General features: G+C 65.8%; 20 protein-coding genes. 1 reads left to right on the forward strand and 19 read right to left on the reverse strand.

What is annotated here, in order from left to right:
- Positions 1-130: 130 nt before the first annotated feature.
- From GC150_15355 to GC150_15380, 6 genes are all read right to left on the reverse strand, one after another.
- Positions 131-391 carry a hypothetical protein gene (locus GC150_15355; protein ID MBI1386282.1) on the reverse strand — a complete coding sequence of 87 codons (261 nt, stop codon included), beginning with the start codon at positions 389-391 and terminating at the stop codon, positions 131-133.
- 11 nt (positions 392-402) lie between these two features.
- Complete coding sequence (locus GC150_15360; GenBank protein MBI1386283.1) at positions 403-876, reverse strand: hypothetical protein; 474 nt, start codon at positions 874-876, stop codon at positions 403-405.
- A complete protein-coding gene (locus tag GC150_15365) occupies positions 873-1382 on the reverse strand; it encodes a hypothetical protein (GenBank protein MBI1386284.1) in 510 nt (169 codons plus the stop codon). The genes GC150_15360 and GC150_15365 overlap by 4 nt, the downstream gene beginning before the upstream one ends.
- Positions 1379-2056 carry a hypothetical protein gene (locus tag GC150_15370; GenBank protein ID MBI1386285.1) on the reverse strand — a complete coding sequence of 226 codons (678 nt, stop codon included), beginning with the start codon at positions 2054-2056 and terminating at the stop codon, positions 1379-1381. The genes GC150_15365 and GC150_15370 overlap by 4 nt, the downstream gene beginning before the upstream one ends.
- Before the next feature lie 16 nt (positions 2057-2072).
- Entirely contained in the window at positions 2073-2447 is a 375-nt protein-coding gene (locus GC150_15375) for a hypothetical protein (GenBank protein ID MBI1386286.1), read from the reverse strand.
- 142 nt (positions 2448-2589) lie between these two features.
- Positions 2590-4884: a hypothetical protein gene (locus tag GC150_15380; protein ID MBI1386287.1), complete on the reverse strand. Its 2295-nt coding sequence runs from the start codon at positions 4882-4884 to the stop codon at positions 2590-2592.
- Here GC150_15380 and GC150_15385 point away from each other — a divergent pair.
- The gene (locus GC150_15385) at positions 4874-5281 is read left to right on the forward strand and encodes a hypothetical protein (GenBank protein MBI1386288.1); all 408 of its coding nucleotides are present in this window, start codon (positions 4874-4876) and stop codon (positions 5279-5281) included. The two genes, GC150_15380 and GC150_15385, sit on opposite strands and share 11 nt — an antisense overlap.
- Positions 5282-5317: 36 nt before the next feature.
- Here GC150_15385 and GC150_15390 read toward each other — a convergent pair whose 3' ends face one another.
- The 13 genes from GC150_15390 to GC150_15450 form a co-directional block, all read right to left on the reverse strand.
- Complete coding sequence (locus tag GC150_15390; protein ID MBI1386289.1) at positions 5318-5605, reverse strand: hypothetical protein; 288 nt, start codon at positions 5603-5605, stop codon at positions 5318-5320.
- On the reverse strand, positions 5602-6258 hold the full coding sequence (locus GC150_15395) for a hypothetical protein (GenBank protein MBI1386290.1): 657 nt from the start codon (positions 6256-6258) through the stop codon (positions 5602-5604). The genes GC150_15390 and GC150_15395 overlap by 4 nt, the downstream gene beginning before the upstream one ends.
- Before the next feature lie 167 nt (positions 6259-6425).
- Positions 6426-7877: a hypothetical protein gene (locus GC150_15400; GenBank protein MBI1386291.1), complete on the reverse strand. Its 1452-nt coding sequence runs from the start codon at positions 7875-7877 to the stop codon at positions 6426-6428.
- Positions 7878-7880: 3 nt separating this feature from the next.
- Positions 7881-9377: a hypothetical protein gene (locus GC150_15405; protein ID MBI1386292.1), complete on the reverse strand. Its 1497-nt coding sequence runs from the start codon at positions 9375-9377 to the stop codon at positions 7881-7883.
- Positions 9374-10831 carry a hypothetical protein gene (locus GC150_15410; protein ID MBI1386293.1) on the reverse strand — a complete coding sequence of 486 codons (1458 nt, stop codon included), beginning with the start codon at positions 10829-10831 and terminating at the stop codon, positions 9374-9376. The genes GC150_15405 and GC150_15410 overlap by 4 nt, the downstream gene beginning before the upstream one ends.
- Positions 10828-11370, reverse strand: coding sequence for a DUF3486 family protein (locus tag GC150_15415; GenBank protein ID MBI1386294.1), 543 nt, complete (start codon positions 11368-11370; stop codon positions 10828-10830). The genes GC150_15410 and GC150_15415 overlap by 4 nt, the downstream gene beginning before the upstream one ends.
- A gap of 8 nt (positions 11371-11378) precedes the next feature.
- Positions 11379-11696, reverse strand: a complete 318-nt coding sequence (locus tag GC150_15420; GenBank protein MBI1386295.1) for an ArsR family transcriptional regulator — start codon at positions 11694-11696, stop codon at positions 11379-11381.
- Between the two features lie 9 nt (positions 11697-11705).
- Positions 11706-12023: a hypothetical protein gene (locus GC150_15425; protein ID MBI1386296.1), complete on the reverse strand. Its 318-nt coding sequence runs from the start codon at positions 12021-12023 to the stop codon at positions 11706-11708.
- Entirely contained in the window at positions 12020-12154 is a 135-nt protein-coding gene (locus GC150_15430; protein MBI1386297.1) for a hypothetical protein, read from the reverse strand. Before GC150_15430 ends, GC150_15425 begins: the two co-directional genes overlap by 4 nt.
- 158 nt (positions 12155-12312) lie before the next feature.
- Entirely contained in the window at positions 12313-12525 is a 213-nt protein-coding gene (locus tag GC150_15435) for a hypothetical protein (GenBank protein ID MBI1386298.1), read from the reverse strand.
- A 1-nt stretch (position 12526) separates the two neighbouring features.
- Complete coding sequence (locus tag GC150_15440; protein ID MBI1386299.1) at positions 12527-13099, reverse strand: hypothetical protein; 573 nt, start codon at positions 13097-13099, stop codon at positions 12527-12529.
- A 9-nt stretch (positions 13100-13108) separates the two neighbouring features.
- Positions 13109-13597, reverse strand: coding sequence for a hypothetical protein (locus tag GC150_15445; GenBank protein MBI1386300.1), 489 nt, complete (start codon positions 13595-13597; stop codon positions 13109-13111).
- A gap of 307 nt (positions 13598-13904) precedes the next feature.
- On the reverse strand, positions 13905-15665 hold the full coding sequence (locus GC150_15450) for an AAA family ATPase (protein ID MBI1386301.1): 1761 nt from the start codon (positions 15663-15665) through the stop codon (positions 13905-13907).
- Between the last annotated feature and the right edge of the window lie 767 nt (positions 15666-16432).

Here is a 16432-nt window from a genome sequence, read left to right on the forward strand (position 1 = left end):
CCATCGGCCGCAGGTTCACGTCCGTGATCCGCATGGCGTTGGCGGCACCCGTCGGCACGCTGTCGCTGCCGTAGGTCACCTCCGGCTTCGCGACCAGGACCTTGTTGCGCCAGTACTTCGTGGTCATGGATCAGCCCTCCTTCGCGCGCCGGCCCGGCTTGGCGGGCGCGTCCGCCTCGATCGGAACCCCGGGCTTGTCCGGGTCGGCCGGGGTCGCGGGCGGCGTTTCGACGACGCCCTTGAACAGCGCCTTGCCCTTGGCGTCCCGCGCCCGCGAGCCATCGGCGTGCGGCACGGTGCGCTCGACGAACTTGGGCGCATCCGTGCTGCCGTCGTCGATGTAGCGGCCACCCATCGCCGGTGAGACAGATGTGGGTGAATTGGCGGGCATGGATGCCTCCGTCACAGGTGATGACGCGTGGAAAGGGAGAGCCTGGCGGCGTGGCAGAGCACGCCGCAGAACATGACCGGGCCGCTGTCGTCGAGCTGGACGCCGGCGAGCGCGCCGTCGCCTTCTGGCTCGGTGCAGGTGGTGACCAGCCCGCCCAGGGTGTCGTCGACGCGGAAAGCCGCCCGGATCGCTTCGACCGTTTCGTCGAAGGCTATCTCGGTGGTCTCGGCGTCGAGCAAGCCCTTGAAGCCGCCGAGCCGCCAGCGATGCCAGACGATCGACCGGCCGGGATGCGGTGACAGCTCGCGGGTGGCGATGCGGCGCACGTACCAGCCGGCGAGCACGCCGTCGGTGACATACATCGACCGCAAATCACTCTCGCCCTTGGCGTAGCGCTCGAAGGCGTGGACCTTGCCGACGCCGGCGACGGCGGCGATCTTGGCGGCGATGGCCCCACGGATCTGCGTGACGGTCGGCGCGCTCATGCCGTGCCCTCGATCCGCGTCAGCGCGCGCTCGGCCGCGAGGGTGGCCTGGCGCTCCAGCTCGGGCGTGGCGGCCGCCAGACCGTCGCGGAACATGAAGGCGCCCTTGGTGCCGTGCTTGGCGATCTTGCGGGCCACGGCCAAGGCCGCGGACTTGATCTCGTCGGGCGCGCGCAGCGCGACCTTCTCCGCCACCCAGGCCTCCAGCGCCGCAGGCGGCGGGAAATGCGGCCTGCTACCGAGCTCCACCGGAATGGCGTGGCCGATCGACGTCGCGACCACGCCGATGACGGCGTCGGCCAGCACCTGCGCCGGCTCGGACTGGATCGAGCCGGCGAGCCCGCCGCCGGCGCCGACACCGAGCGGCGTGCGCTCGACGATCTCGCGCTGCAGGAAGAACGTCCCTTCCGTCGCCCAGCGCGCCATCTCCTCGGCCATGATGGCGGGCGCCATCTCGAAGGCCCGCGCGGCGGCCTCGCCGCCGTCGAAGGTGAAGGCGTTGTTCATGACATGCGGCCCGGATGGAAGAGCCGGCGGTGACCCATGTCGTCGCGCGGGGTGAACTCGACGGTCGTCGCGGCTGGCGCGGTGCGCTTCTCATCGAGGCCCAGCTCGGCGAAGTACCGCGCCCTGCAGGTCGCCGCCCGTTTGGCGTATTGCATGGCGAGCTCGACGGGGTGCGCCACCTCGGCGTGGAGCGTCGACTGGCGATCGCCGGAGTGACGGGTCGCGAGCTGATCGAGCAGGAAGGCGGCCGCCCAGCAGGACATGGCCTCGCGGTCTCCTTCCGGGATGGTGTCGGTGTCGGCGTCGAGCTCGTGCGGGACGGTGAAGGTCAGACGAACCGTGGCGCCGGCGCTGATCGAGGAGGCGAGCTGGATGACGACACCGGCGGGGCGCGCGTAGGTCCAGAAATCCTCCTCGGCCATCAGGCTTGGCGGGATCTGGTCGACGGGGTGTTCGACCGCGACCAGGCGCGAGAATTCGGCGACCCAGCCGGCCGGCAGGTCGAGGACCTGACCGCCGGCGCTGGTCACATCGACCACGAGCTGGCGCGGCCGATCCGACGAGTAGCGCTTCACCGCCACGGCGATCGCCCGGTCGCGCTCGGCCGTCGCGATCGCGGAGGCCTCGTCGCGCACCTGGTCGGCGACCAGGGCCTGGATGTCGGTGAGCGCCATCGTGCGTGACCGCGCGTCAGATCCTGACGACGGTCAGGAGGACGCAGATATCGTCCCAGGTGGGATTGGTGCCGGTGATGGTGATGTCGAGGGTCACCAGTTGCTCATCGGTGACTTTGGCGCCGGAGACCAGGCTCGCCTCCGTCGCCGCCGCCGCCGTCACCGCCACGGGAGCGGTCAGGAGCGTGGTGCCGCCGGCCAGGATGTCGACGGCGAGGGTGGGCGAGGTGCCGCCCGAGGCGCGGGCGTAGACCGAGGCGCCGAGCACCTTGACGGGAAAGCCGAATTTGTGGCCGGAGACCCCGGCCGTGGTCGTGGTGCGCTGACCGGGGATGGTGATCGGCATCAGGAAGACGCCGGGGACGGCGATCGCGGGAACGCGGGTGGACATGGGTCACAGCCTCATCGTGATGGTCCGGGGTGGACCGGCGGAGCCGCCGCGCCGGTCCCTGTCGTGGCCAGCCACCCGATCGCCTGGCGGGGCGAAGGGGCGGCTTCGAGCGGCGTTGTCCGCTCGCGGCCTCTGGTATCGGTTAACCGGCCACCACCGCCTTGTAGTAGGCGCGGTAGTCGGTGATGTTGCCGCCGTAGACGTGGCGGATCTTGTAGGTGATGGCGTCGTGGCTGAAGACGGAGCCCTGGTTGGGCGCGTCCTGGATCAGGATCGCCGGGTCCTCCTCGCCATCCAGGAAGCCGATCTCCATGCCCGGCAGATCCATGGGATCGGCCGCCAGCGCCCAGTCCGTCACATCCGTCCAGTACCAGATCGGCAGGATGTCGAGGACGAGGGACTGGACGAAGGTCTTGTCGTGGTTGGTCGAGCGCCGGAAGATGTCGGCCGCCGTCTCTTCGAGGGCGTCGGGCACCATGAGGATGCGCGCCGGGGTGCCGAGCTTGTCGCCCGAGCCCGGCTCCGTCTGGCTCTTCATCGCGAGCCTGCCGGCGGCGATCGAGGCGGCGCTCAACGCGGTCGACCCCAGATTGGCGTGGGAGGCGTGGAACAGCGCCACGCTGTCGTAGATGGTCGGGTTGGTCCTGATGAAGTCGAGCACGAACTTGGAGAGCGTCCGCTTGGCGGCGCGCGACATCTTGATGGGCACGCGTTGGATGGCCGAGACGTCGTCGTTCTTGATCGCCTCCAAGGTGATCGTCTCCAGCCCGCCCTTCTTCTTCACCTTGTACTGCGACATCTCGTCGGTGGGGCTGGTCAACTCAAGATAGGGATGGTTCTCGTCGACGTCCGGCAGATCGCCATAGCCACCGATGCGCGTCCGATCGTTCATGCGGAAGTCCGCGATCGGCACCGGGGTGCCGGCGACGCGGCGCCAGACGTCGTAGATGCCCTCGATCCGGTAGTCGGCGAGCAGCCGGCGATGGATGCTGTTGCCCAGCACGCTCCCGAAGGTCGAGCTGCCGATCGCTTCGTTGAAGCGCGCCTCGTCGAACTCGACGATCTGCCCGGTGACCTTCCGGTCGCCGGTGATCTCGATGTAGCACTCCTTGAAGGATCGCGCGTGGCGGTGGTCCTTGTGCTGCGGGTCGAAGAAGGCGTCGAGCATGGCGGCGATCTTCTCGGCCCGGCTCTCGCCCTGGGAGGCGCGCGTGAAATCACCCAACCCCGTCACCCGGCCGCTCTCGCGGAATTGCCCGACATACTCGCGCTCCTCCTTGATCGCCTGGTCGACATCGGCCTCGGTGAAGCTGTCCAGCGCCGCGAACTGCTTGCGCAGCTTCTCCTTGGCGGCGTCGGGCAGCCTGGAGGCGTCGATCGCGACGCGCGCGTTGGACCGCGCCTCGATCATCCGCACGACCTCGGTGAGCTCGGCCGAGGTGACGCCGGTCGCATTGGTCGTCGCGACGGGCTTGAGGGCCTCGGTGAACAGCGCGGTCAGGTCCGCGTCGTTCAGGGTGGCGGGATCCTTGCCCGCCAGTAGGGCCGGGCGGACCGTCTTGATGGTGTCGATCAGCTGGGTGCGCAGCATGGTGTCCTCGGTTTGGGCGGCCTCGACGAAAGTGAGCAGCTGACCGCCGGCGCCCGGCTCGACGATCAGATCCACGGAGTTGACGCGCGAGACCGCCTCGCAGACCCGGACGGTGCGACCGGAGACGGTCGCGGCCTTGGCCCGGCCGACCATGTCGACCGAGAAGCCGAAGAGGTCCGACAGGCCCCGCGCATGGGCTTCGCGCAGCTTGCTCGAGACCGCGTCGTTGGGGTCGATGAGCGCGAGGGTCGCCTGGATCTCCGCCGGCGCGCCGGTGACGGCGTTGGTTTCGATGAAGGCCGGGTCGGTGAGCTTGCCGAGCAGGGCTCGCGCATCCTTGCCGGCGCCCTTCAGGTGATCGGCGTCCGACTTGGCGAAGACCCGCGCGCCGGCGAACTTCTTCACCGCCTCTCGCAGCACGCGGTCGGGATAGAGGTTGCCGTTGGCGGACAACCCCGCCTGGATGACGCGGATGCGCCACTTGGACGGCGGCGCGCCGGTGTCGTCCTTGGCCGCCTCGATCAGGCTGGCCGAGACCGCCTCGCGCAGTTCGGCGACCGGCTTGTATGTCTCCACCACCTCGGTGGGTGCCCCAAGGGTCACCGTGGAGCCGTCATGGGTATAGGGGTAGCGCAGCAGCTTGTTCGCCAGCTGCACCACCACGGCCTCTGGGAACAGGGCGACCACGTAGGGCCAATCGGCCATTCCCGCCGTCTTCGCCGCCGCCCGAAGCTGCTCCTCGATCAGCCGCATGAGCTGCTGGTAGCTGCCGGCCGCCGCCTCGCGCAGCGCGGCACCGTCCAGCCCTGCGGTCGGAACCGCCAAGACGGGTGTCTTGTCGGCCATCAGGAGACGGTCCGTTCGCCCGTGGCCACGTCGACGCGGATCTTCCGGCCGGCGATGGTCACCACCACGATGGCGCCCTCGACGCGGGCGAAGTCGAAGACCTCGTCCTCGGCGATCCCGGCCGCCTCGGCGGCGAGCCGCTTCTCGGTCTTCTCCGTCTTGGCGGCCTTCGGCGGCTTCGCCTCGGTCTGATCTGCCATCTGGTCCCGTCCTCGCCCATGGGTGTGGCCGGATACCCCCGGCCGGATGTGACGCCGGGCAGATTGCGCGCGCGACGGGCGGATTTTCAGGTCACGAGATCATGGGGTGTCGGGTGGGGATTCCGACGGCGCACGGAAGGCCTGTTGCCGGGCCGGAAACCCGTTCAAAAACGCGTTCAAGGAATTTTCGCTGGTGAGAGGCATCCAGACGCCCGAGCGCGCCCACGGGCCTCTTATGGAGCCGGCCCGGGTGGCGGGAGAAGAGGTGGGGGCTCTTGCGGCTGCGCCGTGAGATCCCTCACGGCGTTCGCCGTCCCTCGATCGATCATGGCGGGCAGCACTTGGCGAAAGACGTCCAACTGGCCTTGTTGCCTTTGGACCAAGTCCGAGAGGACGGCCACACGATCCGTCAGGGCACGGACATTGTTCGACAGCGCTTCGATCTCACTATTGGTCGCGAAGCGCTTCTTGATGAAGTGCTCCAGGAGCGCCACCATCCCCTTTGTGAGGATCTCCTTCATGCCGAAGACACTTCCCGGAGCCAACGATCGAAGCTCGCCTGCTGCTTTCCCACAGACGCGGCGACAACATCCACCTTGGTCAGCGTGGCCTGGATGCTGTCACGGGCCTTCCTGATGACGCCGATGGTTCGATCGTCGATGAAGTCGATGGCGCGACGCGTGAGCGCCAATTCGGCGTCCGACAGATCGTCCCTCTCCGCCACGATTTCGATCCAAACGAGCGCGACGTTCCTGACGTACTCGAATGCCCACTGGTCGTAGGCCATGATCAAGAGTTTGTGTGAGATAATGACCCTCAGGATGTCGCTTGGCCTGTCGGCGTAGAGCTCCTTGGCGGCATCCAGCATCTTGTCAAGGTTGCTGATGGTGACGGCGTTCAGCTCGAACCGGAACGGCAAGCCATCCATCAGGGCACCAACGATATCCCCAACGAATTGTCTTTGGTCTTTGGCGAGTGTCCGGACGAATTCATCCTGTTCGCCCTTCTGCCGGAAAATCGTCAGCACGTCGCGGCCGAAGTGCCGCCGTATCTCTTCCTCGGTCGCCGCTTGCCGAGCCTGGTTGCGTAGACCTCCGATGAAGCGCTCACGGAGCGCGTCGGATACCGGCGCCGGGGGGTCTGGCAGGCTGACTTTCGGGAGCGGTCCGCTCATGGCCTCATCCTACAATCATCCTCGGGTGGCGCCAGCATCTTGAAAGTCGCGATCCGAGGGCTTAATCGATAGGGAGCAGACGGGCGAGGGCTTGACCCCTGATGACACCCCGAGCGTCCCATGGGCGGGCAAGCGCCCTCGGGAGCCCCAGCTTCTCGTGCCTTCGATCATTTCGTGTAGATGGCGATGCCGCGCCGATTCCGGTCGATGTGGTCCTCGCGTAGGGCCGTCACCGGTCGCCAGCCATCCTCGAATCGCCTGACCACCACCCTGATCGCTACCTTTCCCTCGGATTCCGAGAACAGGCCGATGTAGGTCCGTGTCGTCGGCATCGTCGCGTCCAGTGTTGGCGTTTCCCAGATCTCGAAAGGCGTTTCGATGGTCTGCCGGATCGCGGTGACCAGGCGTTCGCGCGATTCGGCGGGCTTCGTCAGCAGGTGGGCGAGCAGCCGATAGTCGACCCGCACGCCAAGGCCAACGGGATCGCGCAAGGTCCCGGCGGTGAGATCGTCGGGCAAGCCCATTCGGGCGCGGAAACTGTCCTTCACCGCGTTGAAGGCATCCTCCTTTGATTGACCCTGAGCCTGCAGCTCGCGCATCGTCATGTCGCGTGGCGGCCGCGCCGGCAGATGTCGGGGGTCGATAGCGCCCACGGCCGGCCGCCCCAGCGACCGGAAATCCGTCGGCCGACGCGTACCCACGATCGCGGTGGCGGCCGCCGCCGCCGGCGGCGCACCCGAACCCAGAGCATCCTCCAGCCACTTCTTGCGGGGATCCTTGGCGACCTCCTCTGCCGTGAAGGGACGGCGCCCGGGCTGGCTCATGCGCCAATTCGGTAGGTAGGGGATCGACACGCAGCCACAGTTCACGCAATTCCGCGCGCTGCCCTTGGGGTCGCGTGGATACATGAGCTGCTCGCCGTCGACCTGGAAGGGCGCGGAGACGGGCTGCACTTGGCCGTCGATGGCGTCGTGCTCGATGCGGCTCAGCCTCTTGCCGCTGCGCCGCCACTGCTTCTTGAGCTCGGGCGCCAGCACCTGGCCCTGCTCCATGCGGTCCTGCGTCGCCCGGGAATAGGCGCGGCCGACCTCGGTGCGCACGATGACGGCGGCCCTGTCCCGGCCGCCTTCACCCAGGATGGCGCCGATCGCCCGCATGGCGTCGAAGGGACCGATGGTCCCGATCACGACCTGGCGCAGACTGCGCTCGATGCCGGCCCGGATCGACCGCGTGATCCCGGCCGCGTGCTTGAGGGCGCCGGCGTCGATGGCGCCGATCGCGGCCGGCGTGATGCGTGGGAAGAGGGTCGCCAGATCCAGGCCGGCGATCTTCAGGGGCCGGTCGACGAGGGCCGCGCCGGCGCCCGCGGCGTCGCGCAGACCCTTGGTGAGCGCCGCCGCCGAGGCGTCCCGCAGATCGGTCAGCACGCGGTCGATCTCTTCCATGAGCCGGGCCATCGACCAGCGGCGATAGTCGGTCGGCTGTCCCGCCAGTTCGGCGAGGATCGCGCGGCGGGCGTCTTCGAGAGCCGCCACGATGGCGCCAAGCGCCTCGCGCTGGATCTTCGTGCCGCGCGCCAGCTCCTGCCTGACCACGTCGAGGAAGGGATCCCCGGCCATCGCTCACGCGGCCGCCGGGTCGGCGCCTTGTTCGCCCGCGCCCTCGGCGCCTTGGTCGCCCCTGGCGAAGGGAGGTGGATTGATGTCGCTGTCGGGGTCGAGGCGCCGGTCGGCGCGTTCCCTCATCGCCGTCTCCAGCTCCTTCTCCGGGTCGACCGCGACCCCGAGCCGGTCGGCGGCGAGCGCGATGATGGCGACGGCGGTCTTCTTGGACAGCAGGCTCTCGGCCACGGCCTGTGCCGTCGCCGAGACGCTGGCCTGTAGAGCTTGGGTGAGGCGCCCAAGATCCTTGGTGACGATCTCCGGGAACGCCGCCCCGACCTCGTAGCGCTCCTCGGGCGCGGCGGGATCGAGATCGTCTTTGCCGGCGGCGAGCAGGCGCTGGCGCACCTGATAGGTGCCGAGCTCGACCAGCATGTGCTTCAAGACCCCTTGGCGGGCCGCCATCATCTTGTAGGTCGGATCGCCCATCTCGGCGGCCGAGGCGCGGTTCACGTCGCCCCCTCCGCCGTACCAGTGCTCGGGCAGGGTCGAGCCGCCCAACACGTGATTGCGGATCATGCGGGCCGCCTCCGCGCCGTCGCCGGCGCCGAGGCTGGCGGACACCGTCTTCCATATCTCGGCGTCGTTGTGGACGCGCACGCCGCCCGAACGCGGGGCCGTGATCTTGGCCGCCCGCTCCTTGACCTGCTCGGGCGTGGCGCCGGCCAGGGTCACATCCCAGAAGAAGGCGCGCAGCCCCTTGGCGCGCTCCAGCTCGCCGAACAGGAACTGGTCGTAGCTGTCGAGCCAATCGATCTGGGCGAGGATGTCCGAGCGGCCCCTGGCGCCGGCCGAGAACTCGTTCACCCTGAACAGGAAGCATTCGCCGTCGCTGAAGTCCCGTTCGCGGATGCCCATGGTGCGCGACGTGAAGACCTCTTCGGGGCCGTTCACGATGACCCGGAATTTCTTGTGGCTTCCCTTACGATCGCGGGTAGTGACAACACCGATCGGCTGCTCGGCGTTGTCAGGATCGCAGATGATCTTTTCGATATGGGCGGGGTCGAGATAGCCCAGTCGCACATGCCCGTGGGAGGCGTCCACGAAGGCTGGATAGCACTGCTCGCCGAACAAGCTGAGCTCGCGGACCTTTCGCGGCAGCTTCACATCCATCTTGTTGATCGGGTCGCTCCAGAACGCGTCGAGCCAGCCTTGAGCCTCCTGGTCGGCGACTTTCAGCTTCACGCCCTCGGCGACGAGATAGGCGACCGGCAGCTCGATCAGGCGGTTGGCGAGAGGATTGGCCTCCCACAGATACGCCGCGAGCTTCAGCATGCGGGCGTGGTTCATGGGCGTGAGGTCGCGCCGCGCGTCGCCGGTCAACCGCCGCCAGCCCTCGTCCTCGTCCTCGATCGCGCGCCCCGCCGCCTCCCGGAAGGGCGACGGGCCGGCCGGCGCCGGCGCCACCTCCGTGAAGGCGCGCCAGGCGGCGCCGAAGCGATTCCACAGACCGCTCATGCGCGACCTCGGAACATGCTGGCGCGCGGGCGCCCGAGGAAGCTGTCGGGCGGCGCCTCGTCCTCGGCCGCGTCGACCGTCTCGCCGGCCGACGGCTCGGCCGCGCCGGCGGCGGCCGCGATCATCAGGAAAAGGGCCCAGGCGCGGTCGCCGTGCGATACCTTGTCCCGGCCGGTCACCAGCCTAGGCGCGCCTGTGGGGCCGGGCACGCGCTTGACGGCGGAGATCTGTCGCCGGAGATCGGCGTCGCCCGCCTTGATCCTGATCTTGCCGTTCTCGAAAGCTTGCTTGGCGGCCGTCGCCACGTTCAGGCGGCGATCGCCGGACATGATCACGCCTTCCACGCGGAGCGCGCCGTGACGGCGCTGCGCGTCCTCGACGGGTTTCTCGCCCATCCCGGTCTGATCAAGGCAGTAGCGCAAGATCCGGAAATCGGAAAACTGCCGGTCGGTGACATGGTCGTGCTCGGCGAAGGTGGCGCCCTGAAGCACCTCCTCCTCGCGCACCCAGAGCACGTCGCCGACCCGCTCGCCGATTGTCGACACCCACTGGTCGCGGCGCCTGGCGATGTCGTTGCCCCCGAAACAGGTGCCGCCGGCGTAAAGCTCGGGCTTGCCGGCGTCCGCGTGTTCGGCCGCCACGATCAGCTCGTAGGGTATCCAGGCGCCGCCGCCCTCGGAGGGGATGCAGAACAGCTCCTCGTCCGCGCCGTCGCCGTAGAAATCGACCAGGCTCTGCCGCCAGGCGGCTTCGGCCTCGGCAGACCAGGTCTTATCGGTGACAAGGCAGATGCGGCGGTAGAGCCCGTCGGCGAGCGCGTCGTCGAGCTTCACGGTGACCAAGGCGAAGGGGCGCCGGCCGGCCTTGATCTCGTCGATGATCCCGTTGAACGGGTTGTCGACGCCGTTGTGCGTCGAGATGATCAGGACCTTGCCGCCCCACATCAGCAGCGCCAAGGCGGCCTTGATGACCTCCGCGAGATCGTCGTGGAAGGCGGCCTCGTCGACGATCACATAGCCTTGGCGGCCGCGCAGACCGCGCGGTTTGCTCGACAAGGCGACGATCTCGAAGCCCGATGAGAACTTGATGCGGAAGGCGAGCACCGACTTGTCGTCACCTTCGTAGAGTGTCTCCTCGACTTCCCCGAAGTCGCCGATCGCGAGGTTCAGCACCTTGCACCAGGCGGCACAGGTGTCGATGAACTCGCGGGTCATCTCCTTCTCGTAGGCGAGGTAGAAGACGTCCATGCCGCCATCGGCCTTGCGCCGGGCCGCGTGCAGCACCGCGTCCAGCGCGATCGCCCAGGTGAAGCCGATGCGACGGGACTTCTGGCAGACGGTGACCTGTTGGATGGCTGTGGTGGCCAGCAGGCGCTGCTGGTAGCCCAACAGGGTGGGCTCGCCGTCCGGCAGGGCGTAGCCGCCGGGCAGGATGGCGGGGTCGGGCGACCTCATTGGCGGACTCCGAGCATGTCGAGAAGGCCGGCGGCGGTCTTGGCCGAGATGCCGCCCTGTTTGGCGACTTGTTCGATCGCCTCGGCGGCTTGCGCCTTGGCGGCACGTTCGGCTTCCTGACGAATCTTGAGCTCGCGGTCGGCGGTGACCTTCTCGGCGCCGAGGAGGTCCCTGATCGCGCGGGACAGCTCGCCGATCGCCTTGGTGTCCAGCTTTGGCGTCTCACCATCGTCCTGCGGCACCAGGAGATCGAAGATCACCGTCTGCAGCAGCTCCAGGATGAGCCGACCGGTCTTGCCTTCGGGCGCGGCGCCGAGACGCTCGGCGAAGACTTGGCTGATCTCTCGGCTGCGGACCAGCCGGGCGCCGACGCGATCGACTTCCTGCTTGTACCGGCCGACGGCCGAGCGGCTCACCTCGGCGCCGGCGGATCGCACGGCCGCGACGATGTCGTCGATCGACACGCCGGCCTTCAGCGCGCTGTCGATGACCTCCCGGATCTTCGGCGGCAGACGCTTGATTGAGCTGGATCTGGCCATGGGACCGGCTAGCGCCTGGGGGCGGACGGCTCGTCGACACCCGGGACCACGATGCGCCCGCGCGCGGCGAGTTGGCCGCGCTCCAGCAAGGTCACCGATAGCATGTCCGATCCTTCGATCGGGCGGGTCTTCAGTAGACCTTGTTCGGCGAGCCAGGCGATCTGCGTGCGCACCTGATCGGGTGTCGCGAGATGGTCGATGCCGCCGCGCTCGCTCGGACCCATCATCTTCACCACCAGGCTGTCGTTCACTGCGCCGCCACCGCGATCGAGGCAGCGCAAGATCGCGAGACGGGTGTCGGATGCGAAGGCGGCGGCGTAGCTCATTTCAGCCTCTCATGAGGGCGACTGCTGCAGCAGGTGACGGTGCATGGTGCGGATCGTCTCTTCGGTACGGGCGACCAGGTCTCTGGTGCCTCGGACCTGCTCGGCGACCACCCCGAGATCGCCCTTCATGGCGGTGATCGCGGTCGCCATGGAGACAAGGTCCTGTTGCTTCGGTGCGGCGGCGATCATCTGCTCGGCCAGCCGCACCCGGGCCTCCAACGCGGCGAGCTCAAGTCGCATGGCGGCCCGCATCGACCAGATCGCCCAGGCGATGACCAGGTTCACGACGAGCATGACGACGGGGAGGTATGGCGTGAGGTCGATCATGAACCCCTCTCAAGGACCGTCTGGCACCTGACGCAGCGCGTGGCCGAAGGGAGGGCGGCGCGCCTCGCCGCCGCGATGGCGTCGTCCAGCACCTCCTGAGCGTGGGCGGCCGCCACATCCCCGTCATCCATCGGTCGGGCGGGCGCGGCAGACCTGAAGCTGATCGCGCAGCCGCGCCAGGCGCTCGATCCAGCCCCAGGTGGCCGGGTACTCGGCCGGGGGCAGGCGCTCCAGCTCGGCGGCGACGGCCGGGCCGGCGACCGGCCAGGGCGGGCAGGCGCCGGGGCCGCTAGAGCCCGTCCCGGCGCATGCGGTCAAGCAAAGCGTCGCGGCCAACGTTAGGACGCGCGGCGATGTCCAGCTGATCACCTTGAACCTCCGAAGTCTTGGCGGCCTGGTCGGCCTTCACGCCCGACGCGCCGGCGCGCCAGGCGAAGAACAGGGGCAAGGCGGACGCGACGGCATCCACCACCTTGCCCAGGAAGGCGAGGACGCCCGGCACGTCACGCGGCCGGTTCAGACCGCGCCGCGCTGACGACGACGTCGCCGAGCGGCAGATCGAGCCTGGCGCGCAGATAGTCCTCCAGCCGGGCCGGCGTCAGGCCGAAGCGCTTCAGGGCCTCGGGCGTGCGGTCGGCGAGATAGGCGGCCGCGTCGGCGAGGATGGAGCGCTGGACGGTGACAGTGTCGATGTTCTGCCCCAGCTCCATCGCCTTGTGGGTGGCCAAAGTGATCGCCGCCCGCGCGGCGCGATCGAGGATGGCGCCGAGCTGGCTCTCCTCGCTGATCCGCAAGCTCCGCTTGAGCCAGGCGAGGCCAATGGCGACGGCGATGGTGACGGCGCTGGCGGCGAGCCCGATCAGCTCCTGCATGATCGGCCCGAGCACGATGGTGGTCTGGCCGGTCGCCGCCACGCCGCCGGCGGCCTGGGCGAGCGCGGGCTCCAGAAGGAAGATCAGCACTATCAGGGCGAGGAACAAGAACAGCGCCATCAGGCGCTTGAGGCTCCAGAAGGGATCGACCGGGGCTTCGTGGCGACGGTCTTCCTCGGTCCAGTCGAGGGCGAGCGAGAACATGGATGCCTCCTAGATGTGCGGCGAGACCAGCCGGCCGAAAGCCGCGATGTACTTGTCCGTGGTGCCCGCCCCCCGCGCCGTGTTGTAGGCGCGCTTCCACATCGCGGCCTGGCCGGGGACATCGTCGGCCTCAGGCAATCGGCCATGGGCGCGCCAATAGGCGAGCCGGGCGGCGAGAGCGCCGAAGGCGATGTTCGAGGCGAGCTGAGAGACGGGGTCCGGGGCGGCGGCGACGTGGCGGAAGATCGCCCGACGCAGCTCCGGCCGGGCAGCGAGGAAGTTCACCTCGGCGTCTTGCCAGGTGGCGGGTTCCACCTGCCAGAGGCCGAGCGCGGGGCCGTTCGGCCGCTGGAAGAAGGCGCTGAAGCCACTCTCCACGGCCGCCGTGCCGAGCAACAGGCGCACGGCGGCCTCCGAGCCCCATTCCGGGCGGCCGATGTCGTCGGCGACCAAGCGGAGCGCGGGTCGGATGATGCGGGCGATGTCACGGACGATCATGCCGGCCAGGATGCCGGCTCGCGCGCGGGGGTTTCAGGTCATTGGATCGGGGGGGGATACTGGACTCCCGGTCACCAGAACCGTCAATTTGACCAAGACGTAGAAGATGCCATGTGAGCTCCAATATTCCCAATCAGAAGACATCATGCAAATAGATGTGATTAAGCGGAAGTCGATCGTAACCATCATCTCAGGTTTTAACGTAAATGCCCACATGGATGGGTTTGAAAGATCAGTTGACGGTGCATGAATGACAGACCGTAACACTTTGAGTGTTCTAAAGTGTCGTGGCCTGTGCGGAAGGCTCTCAAGATTTGGCTCTTCGCCATAGATCAGAGACAAACCTTCGAGCGTCGCTCAGCTCTGGATCGTTCTCGATATCGCGTTCCTCAAGGACCTTTTGTACAAACCCAGGTCCATGACTGCCATCAATACTACGGCAAAAGCCCTCAAGTTCGCCCACTGGGACGATCCACAATCCTACATTCATACAAAATTGCATGATGCTATCAAAGCTCTTCACCGGTTGACCTTGTGATATGGCAGATCTCCCTGCTCGCTTGATATCATCCCATGGAGAGACAGCCTTAAAATGTCCTTTGATGTCTCTCTCCGTCTGCTTCGGAAATGGCCCAGTTCCACCAACGTCTTCTAGTGATGAGCGAATAAGGTTCGCCAATTGCTCGGCGTTGAGTGGCGGCCTTCGATCTTCGATCGATTTCTTTAGAGACTTCCAGAAATGTTCAACATCCGACCATGTCCCACCAAGGGTCTCAAACAATTCACGAAACGCCCTCTCCTCGTTCAGAATATCAATGTCTGCAATAGCAGAGACCGGAACATCTAGCTCCCGAAGTGTCCCCACAAGCTTAGCCATACGATGCTTTCCAGCCGCATGAATGAACAGTACGTCCGCACGTTGCTTGCCCGATACAGAGGTTGATTTGAGTATCGAGCTATAGAACAAACAATCCGCATCTGACTCGCATACGACAACATGTTCGTAGAAAATACCACTGAATACTCCAGAATATCGCGCAAGTGTATCGCTAAAGATTTCGCTTGTCCGCTTACAACTTAGCTCTTTAATTTTATTAACACTTCCTTCGCGCTGTATTCGTACAATACGAACGTTACTCGTGCCACCGGCAATCAATCCGTCGAGCACGTCGGTACTGTGAGTGGCGATGAACAATTGAGAGTTGGACCTTCGCTCGCGCGCAATGAGTTCGCCAATCAGACGAGCTTGGGGTGGGTGCAGAAATGCTTCTGGCTCATCAAGAAATTGGATTGAATGGTGGTCCGATACAAGGACGTGCAAAAGAACAGTAGCGAAGCTGCGCATTCCATCACCTTGCGCATCCAGAGGTGAAGTCTTGCTCAGCGCTTCCTTGACGAAGCGAGCAGTGAGTTCGTCTTCACCTACATGCAGGCTAGGTTTTTCTCCAACCATCAATGGAAAATGACCTCCGCCAGCTCGAAACGGAAAAAGGTCTTTTCCAAAGGCGTGTCTAAAAAACTCACTGATCCTTCGGGCTAGCTTTTCGTCCATCAGAAGAAGATGTATTGGGTGTGTTGCAACTTGCTGATGGAGTGCGATTGCAGCTACTTGATTCGATGCTGTTAGCCGATTTTCTGTCGCAATGCGCATGCAGAAAAATGGGGCTAAGAGCTGGTTGTTTGCATCTGTGTCAAAAAAATGTAGGTGTTGTTTATTAATATTGAATCCATATCCGCCAAACGTCAAGTCGCGACCCGCGCCCTGTTTCATTGCAGACTCCTGCAAATAATACTCAAGATCAATCGCTGTGCCGGTCTTTTTAACCTCAATTTTTTTAACTACCAGGCCATTCTTATTGCCGTGAAGCCATCTCTCCATCTCGCGTAGCGTGGCGCTTTTGCCTGCATTGTTTGGTCCGACGAAGACAACGATTTCATCTTCGTCGAAGGAAAGACTTGTTTCGTCAGAAAATGTAACGCATGAAAGCGAAATTCTTGGCTTCAACATTGATGACGAAGACTCTTCAATTGTGAATGTTGATTCGTGGCTACTTTCTGACGTCATCATTATTCACTCTTGTCATTGAATCTCGGCTGAGACTTGTTGGTTTGGTACTCCGTTGTATCATTCTTCGATACCTGATGAGTGGGACTGATCGGTCGAAGCGGCTTATTGAGGATGTTCCTCGTCCGCCTGACAAGTCTGAAATTTGACATTCAGAAAAGCAACAATTGTCGATCGTTCTCTAACTGAAAGTAGATGGCCTTCCCGCGCCGCTGTCTACGCCCACACGCGGGACAGGTGGGAACGGCGTCGCCACCTGATTGTGCTATCGCAACTGCGTCTTGGTTCACACCCGAGGTCAGGGTGGCGACGTGGTTCTGGCTCAGGCCCAGTGCCTCGGCGATGCGCTTGTGGGACCAGCCGACCCGCCGAAGCCACCTGGCGTCGTGCGCATGCCGCAGGGTCTTTGCGCTTGGCCAATGGCGCTCCTCGCCCCCCAGGTGCCGACCGAGCAGACGGGCCTGTCTCACTCCCAGGATCCTGCAGAGCTCATGGGAGGGCTTCGGCTCGCGCGGCAGATGAAGTCGGCGCCCACCCCAAGCGGCCGCCAGCCGGAACGCGGCCGGGACGCCCACCAAGCGCGCCACGTCGGCCAGCACGCCGGGTAGGGTCTCCGGCTTCACGTCCGGCGGCGGGATATGGGGCAGGACGCGCGTCACCGCGATGCGGCCTCTCTGCCCGCCTTGGCAGCTCGGATCCAGGCGCCGAGTTTGCCCGCGGCGACGTCGAGTTCCTGATCCGAGAACGAGCCCTTGCGCTCCTCCCACTCG

The sequence above is a fragment of the Hyphomicrobiales bacterium genome (genome assembly GCA_016125495.1).
GTDB lineage: Bacteria > Pseudomonadota > Alphaproteobacteria > Rhizobiales > RI-29 > RI-29.

Excerpts from the sequence above, each read along its gene's own strand:
- GC150_15355 (MBI1386282.1), bottom strand. The coding sequence starts at position 391 with ATGCCCGCCAATTCACCCACATCTGTCTCACCGGCGATGGGTGGCCGC.
- GC150_15360 (MBI1386283.1), bottom strand. The coding sequence starts at position 876 with ATGAGCGCGCCGACCGTCACGCAGATCCGTGGGGCCATCGCCGCCAAG.
- GC150_15365 (MBI1386284.1), bottom strand. The coding sequence starts at position 1,382 with ATGAACAACGCCTTCACCTTCGACGGCGGCGAGGCCGCCGCGCGGGCC.
- GC150_15370 (MBI1386285.1), bottom strand. The coding sequence starts at position 2,056 with ATGGCGCTCACCGACATCCAGGCCCTGGTCGCCGACCAGGTGCGCGAC.
- GC150_15375 (MBI1386286.1), bottom strand. The coding sequence starts at position 2,447 with ATGTCCACCCGCGTTCCCGCGATCGCCGTCCCCGGCGTCTTCCTGATG.
- GC150_15380 (MBI1386287.1), bottom strand. The coding sequence starts at position 4,884 with ATGGCCGACAAGACACCCGTCTTGGCGGTTCCGACCGCAGGGCTGGAC.
- GC150_15390 (MBI1386289.1), bottom strand. The coding sequence starts at position 5,605 with ATGAAGGAGATCCTCACAAAGGGGATGGTGGCGCTCCTGGAGCACTTC.
- GC150_15395 (MBI1386290.1), bottom strand. The coding sequence starts at position 6,258 with ATGAGCGGACCGCTCCCGAAAGTCAGCCTGCCAGACCCCCCGGCGCCG.
- GC150_15400 (MBI1386291.1), bottom strand. The coding sequence starts at position 7,877 with ATGGCCGGGGATCCCTTCCTCGACGTGGTCAGGCAGGAGCTGGCGCGC.
- GC150_15405 (MBI1386292.1), bottom strand. The coding sequence starts at position 9,377 with ATGAGCGGTCTGTGGAATCGCTTCGGCGCCGCCTGGCGCGCCTTCACG.
- GC150_15410 (MBI1386293.1), bottom strand. The coding sequence starts at position 10,831 with ATGAGGTCGCCCGACCCCGCCATCCTGCCCGGCGGCTACGCCCTGCCG.
- GC150_15415 (MBI1386294.1), bottom strand. The coding sequence starts at position 11,370 with ATGGCCAGATCCAGCTCAATCAAGCGTCTGCCGCCGAAGATCCGGGAG.
- GC150_15420 (MBI1386295.1), bottom strand. The coding sequence starts at position 11,696 with ATGAGCTACGCCGCCGCCTTCGCATCCGACACCCGTCTCGCGATCTTG.
- GC150_15425 (MBI1386296.1), bottom strand. The coding sequence starts at position 12,023 with ATGATCGACCTCACGCCATACCTCCCCGTCGTCATGCTCGTCGTGAAC.
- GC150_15430 (MBI1386297.1), bottom strand. The coding sequence starts at position 12,154 with ATGGATGACGGGGATGTGGCGGCCGCCCACGCTCAGGAGGTGCTGGAC.
- GC150_15440 (MBI1386299.1), bottom strand. The coding sequence starts at position 13,099 with ATGTTCTCGCTCGCCCTCGACTGGACCGAGGAAGACCGTCGCCACGAA.
- GC150_15445 (MBI1386300.1), bottom strand. The coding sequence starts at position 13,597 with ATGATCGTCCGTGACATCGCCCGCATCATCCGACCCGCGCTCCGCTTG.
- GC150_15450 (MBI1386301.1), bottom strand. The coding sequence starts at position 15,665 with ATGATGACGTCAGAAAGTAGCCACGAATCAACATTCACAATTGAAGAG.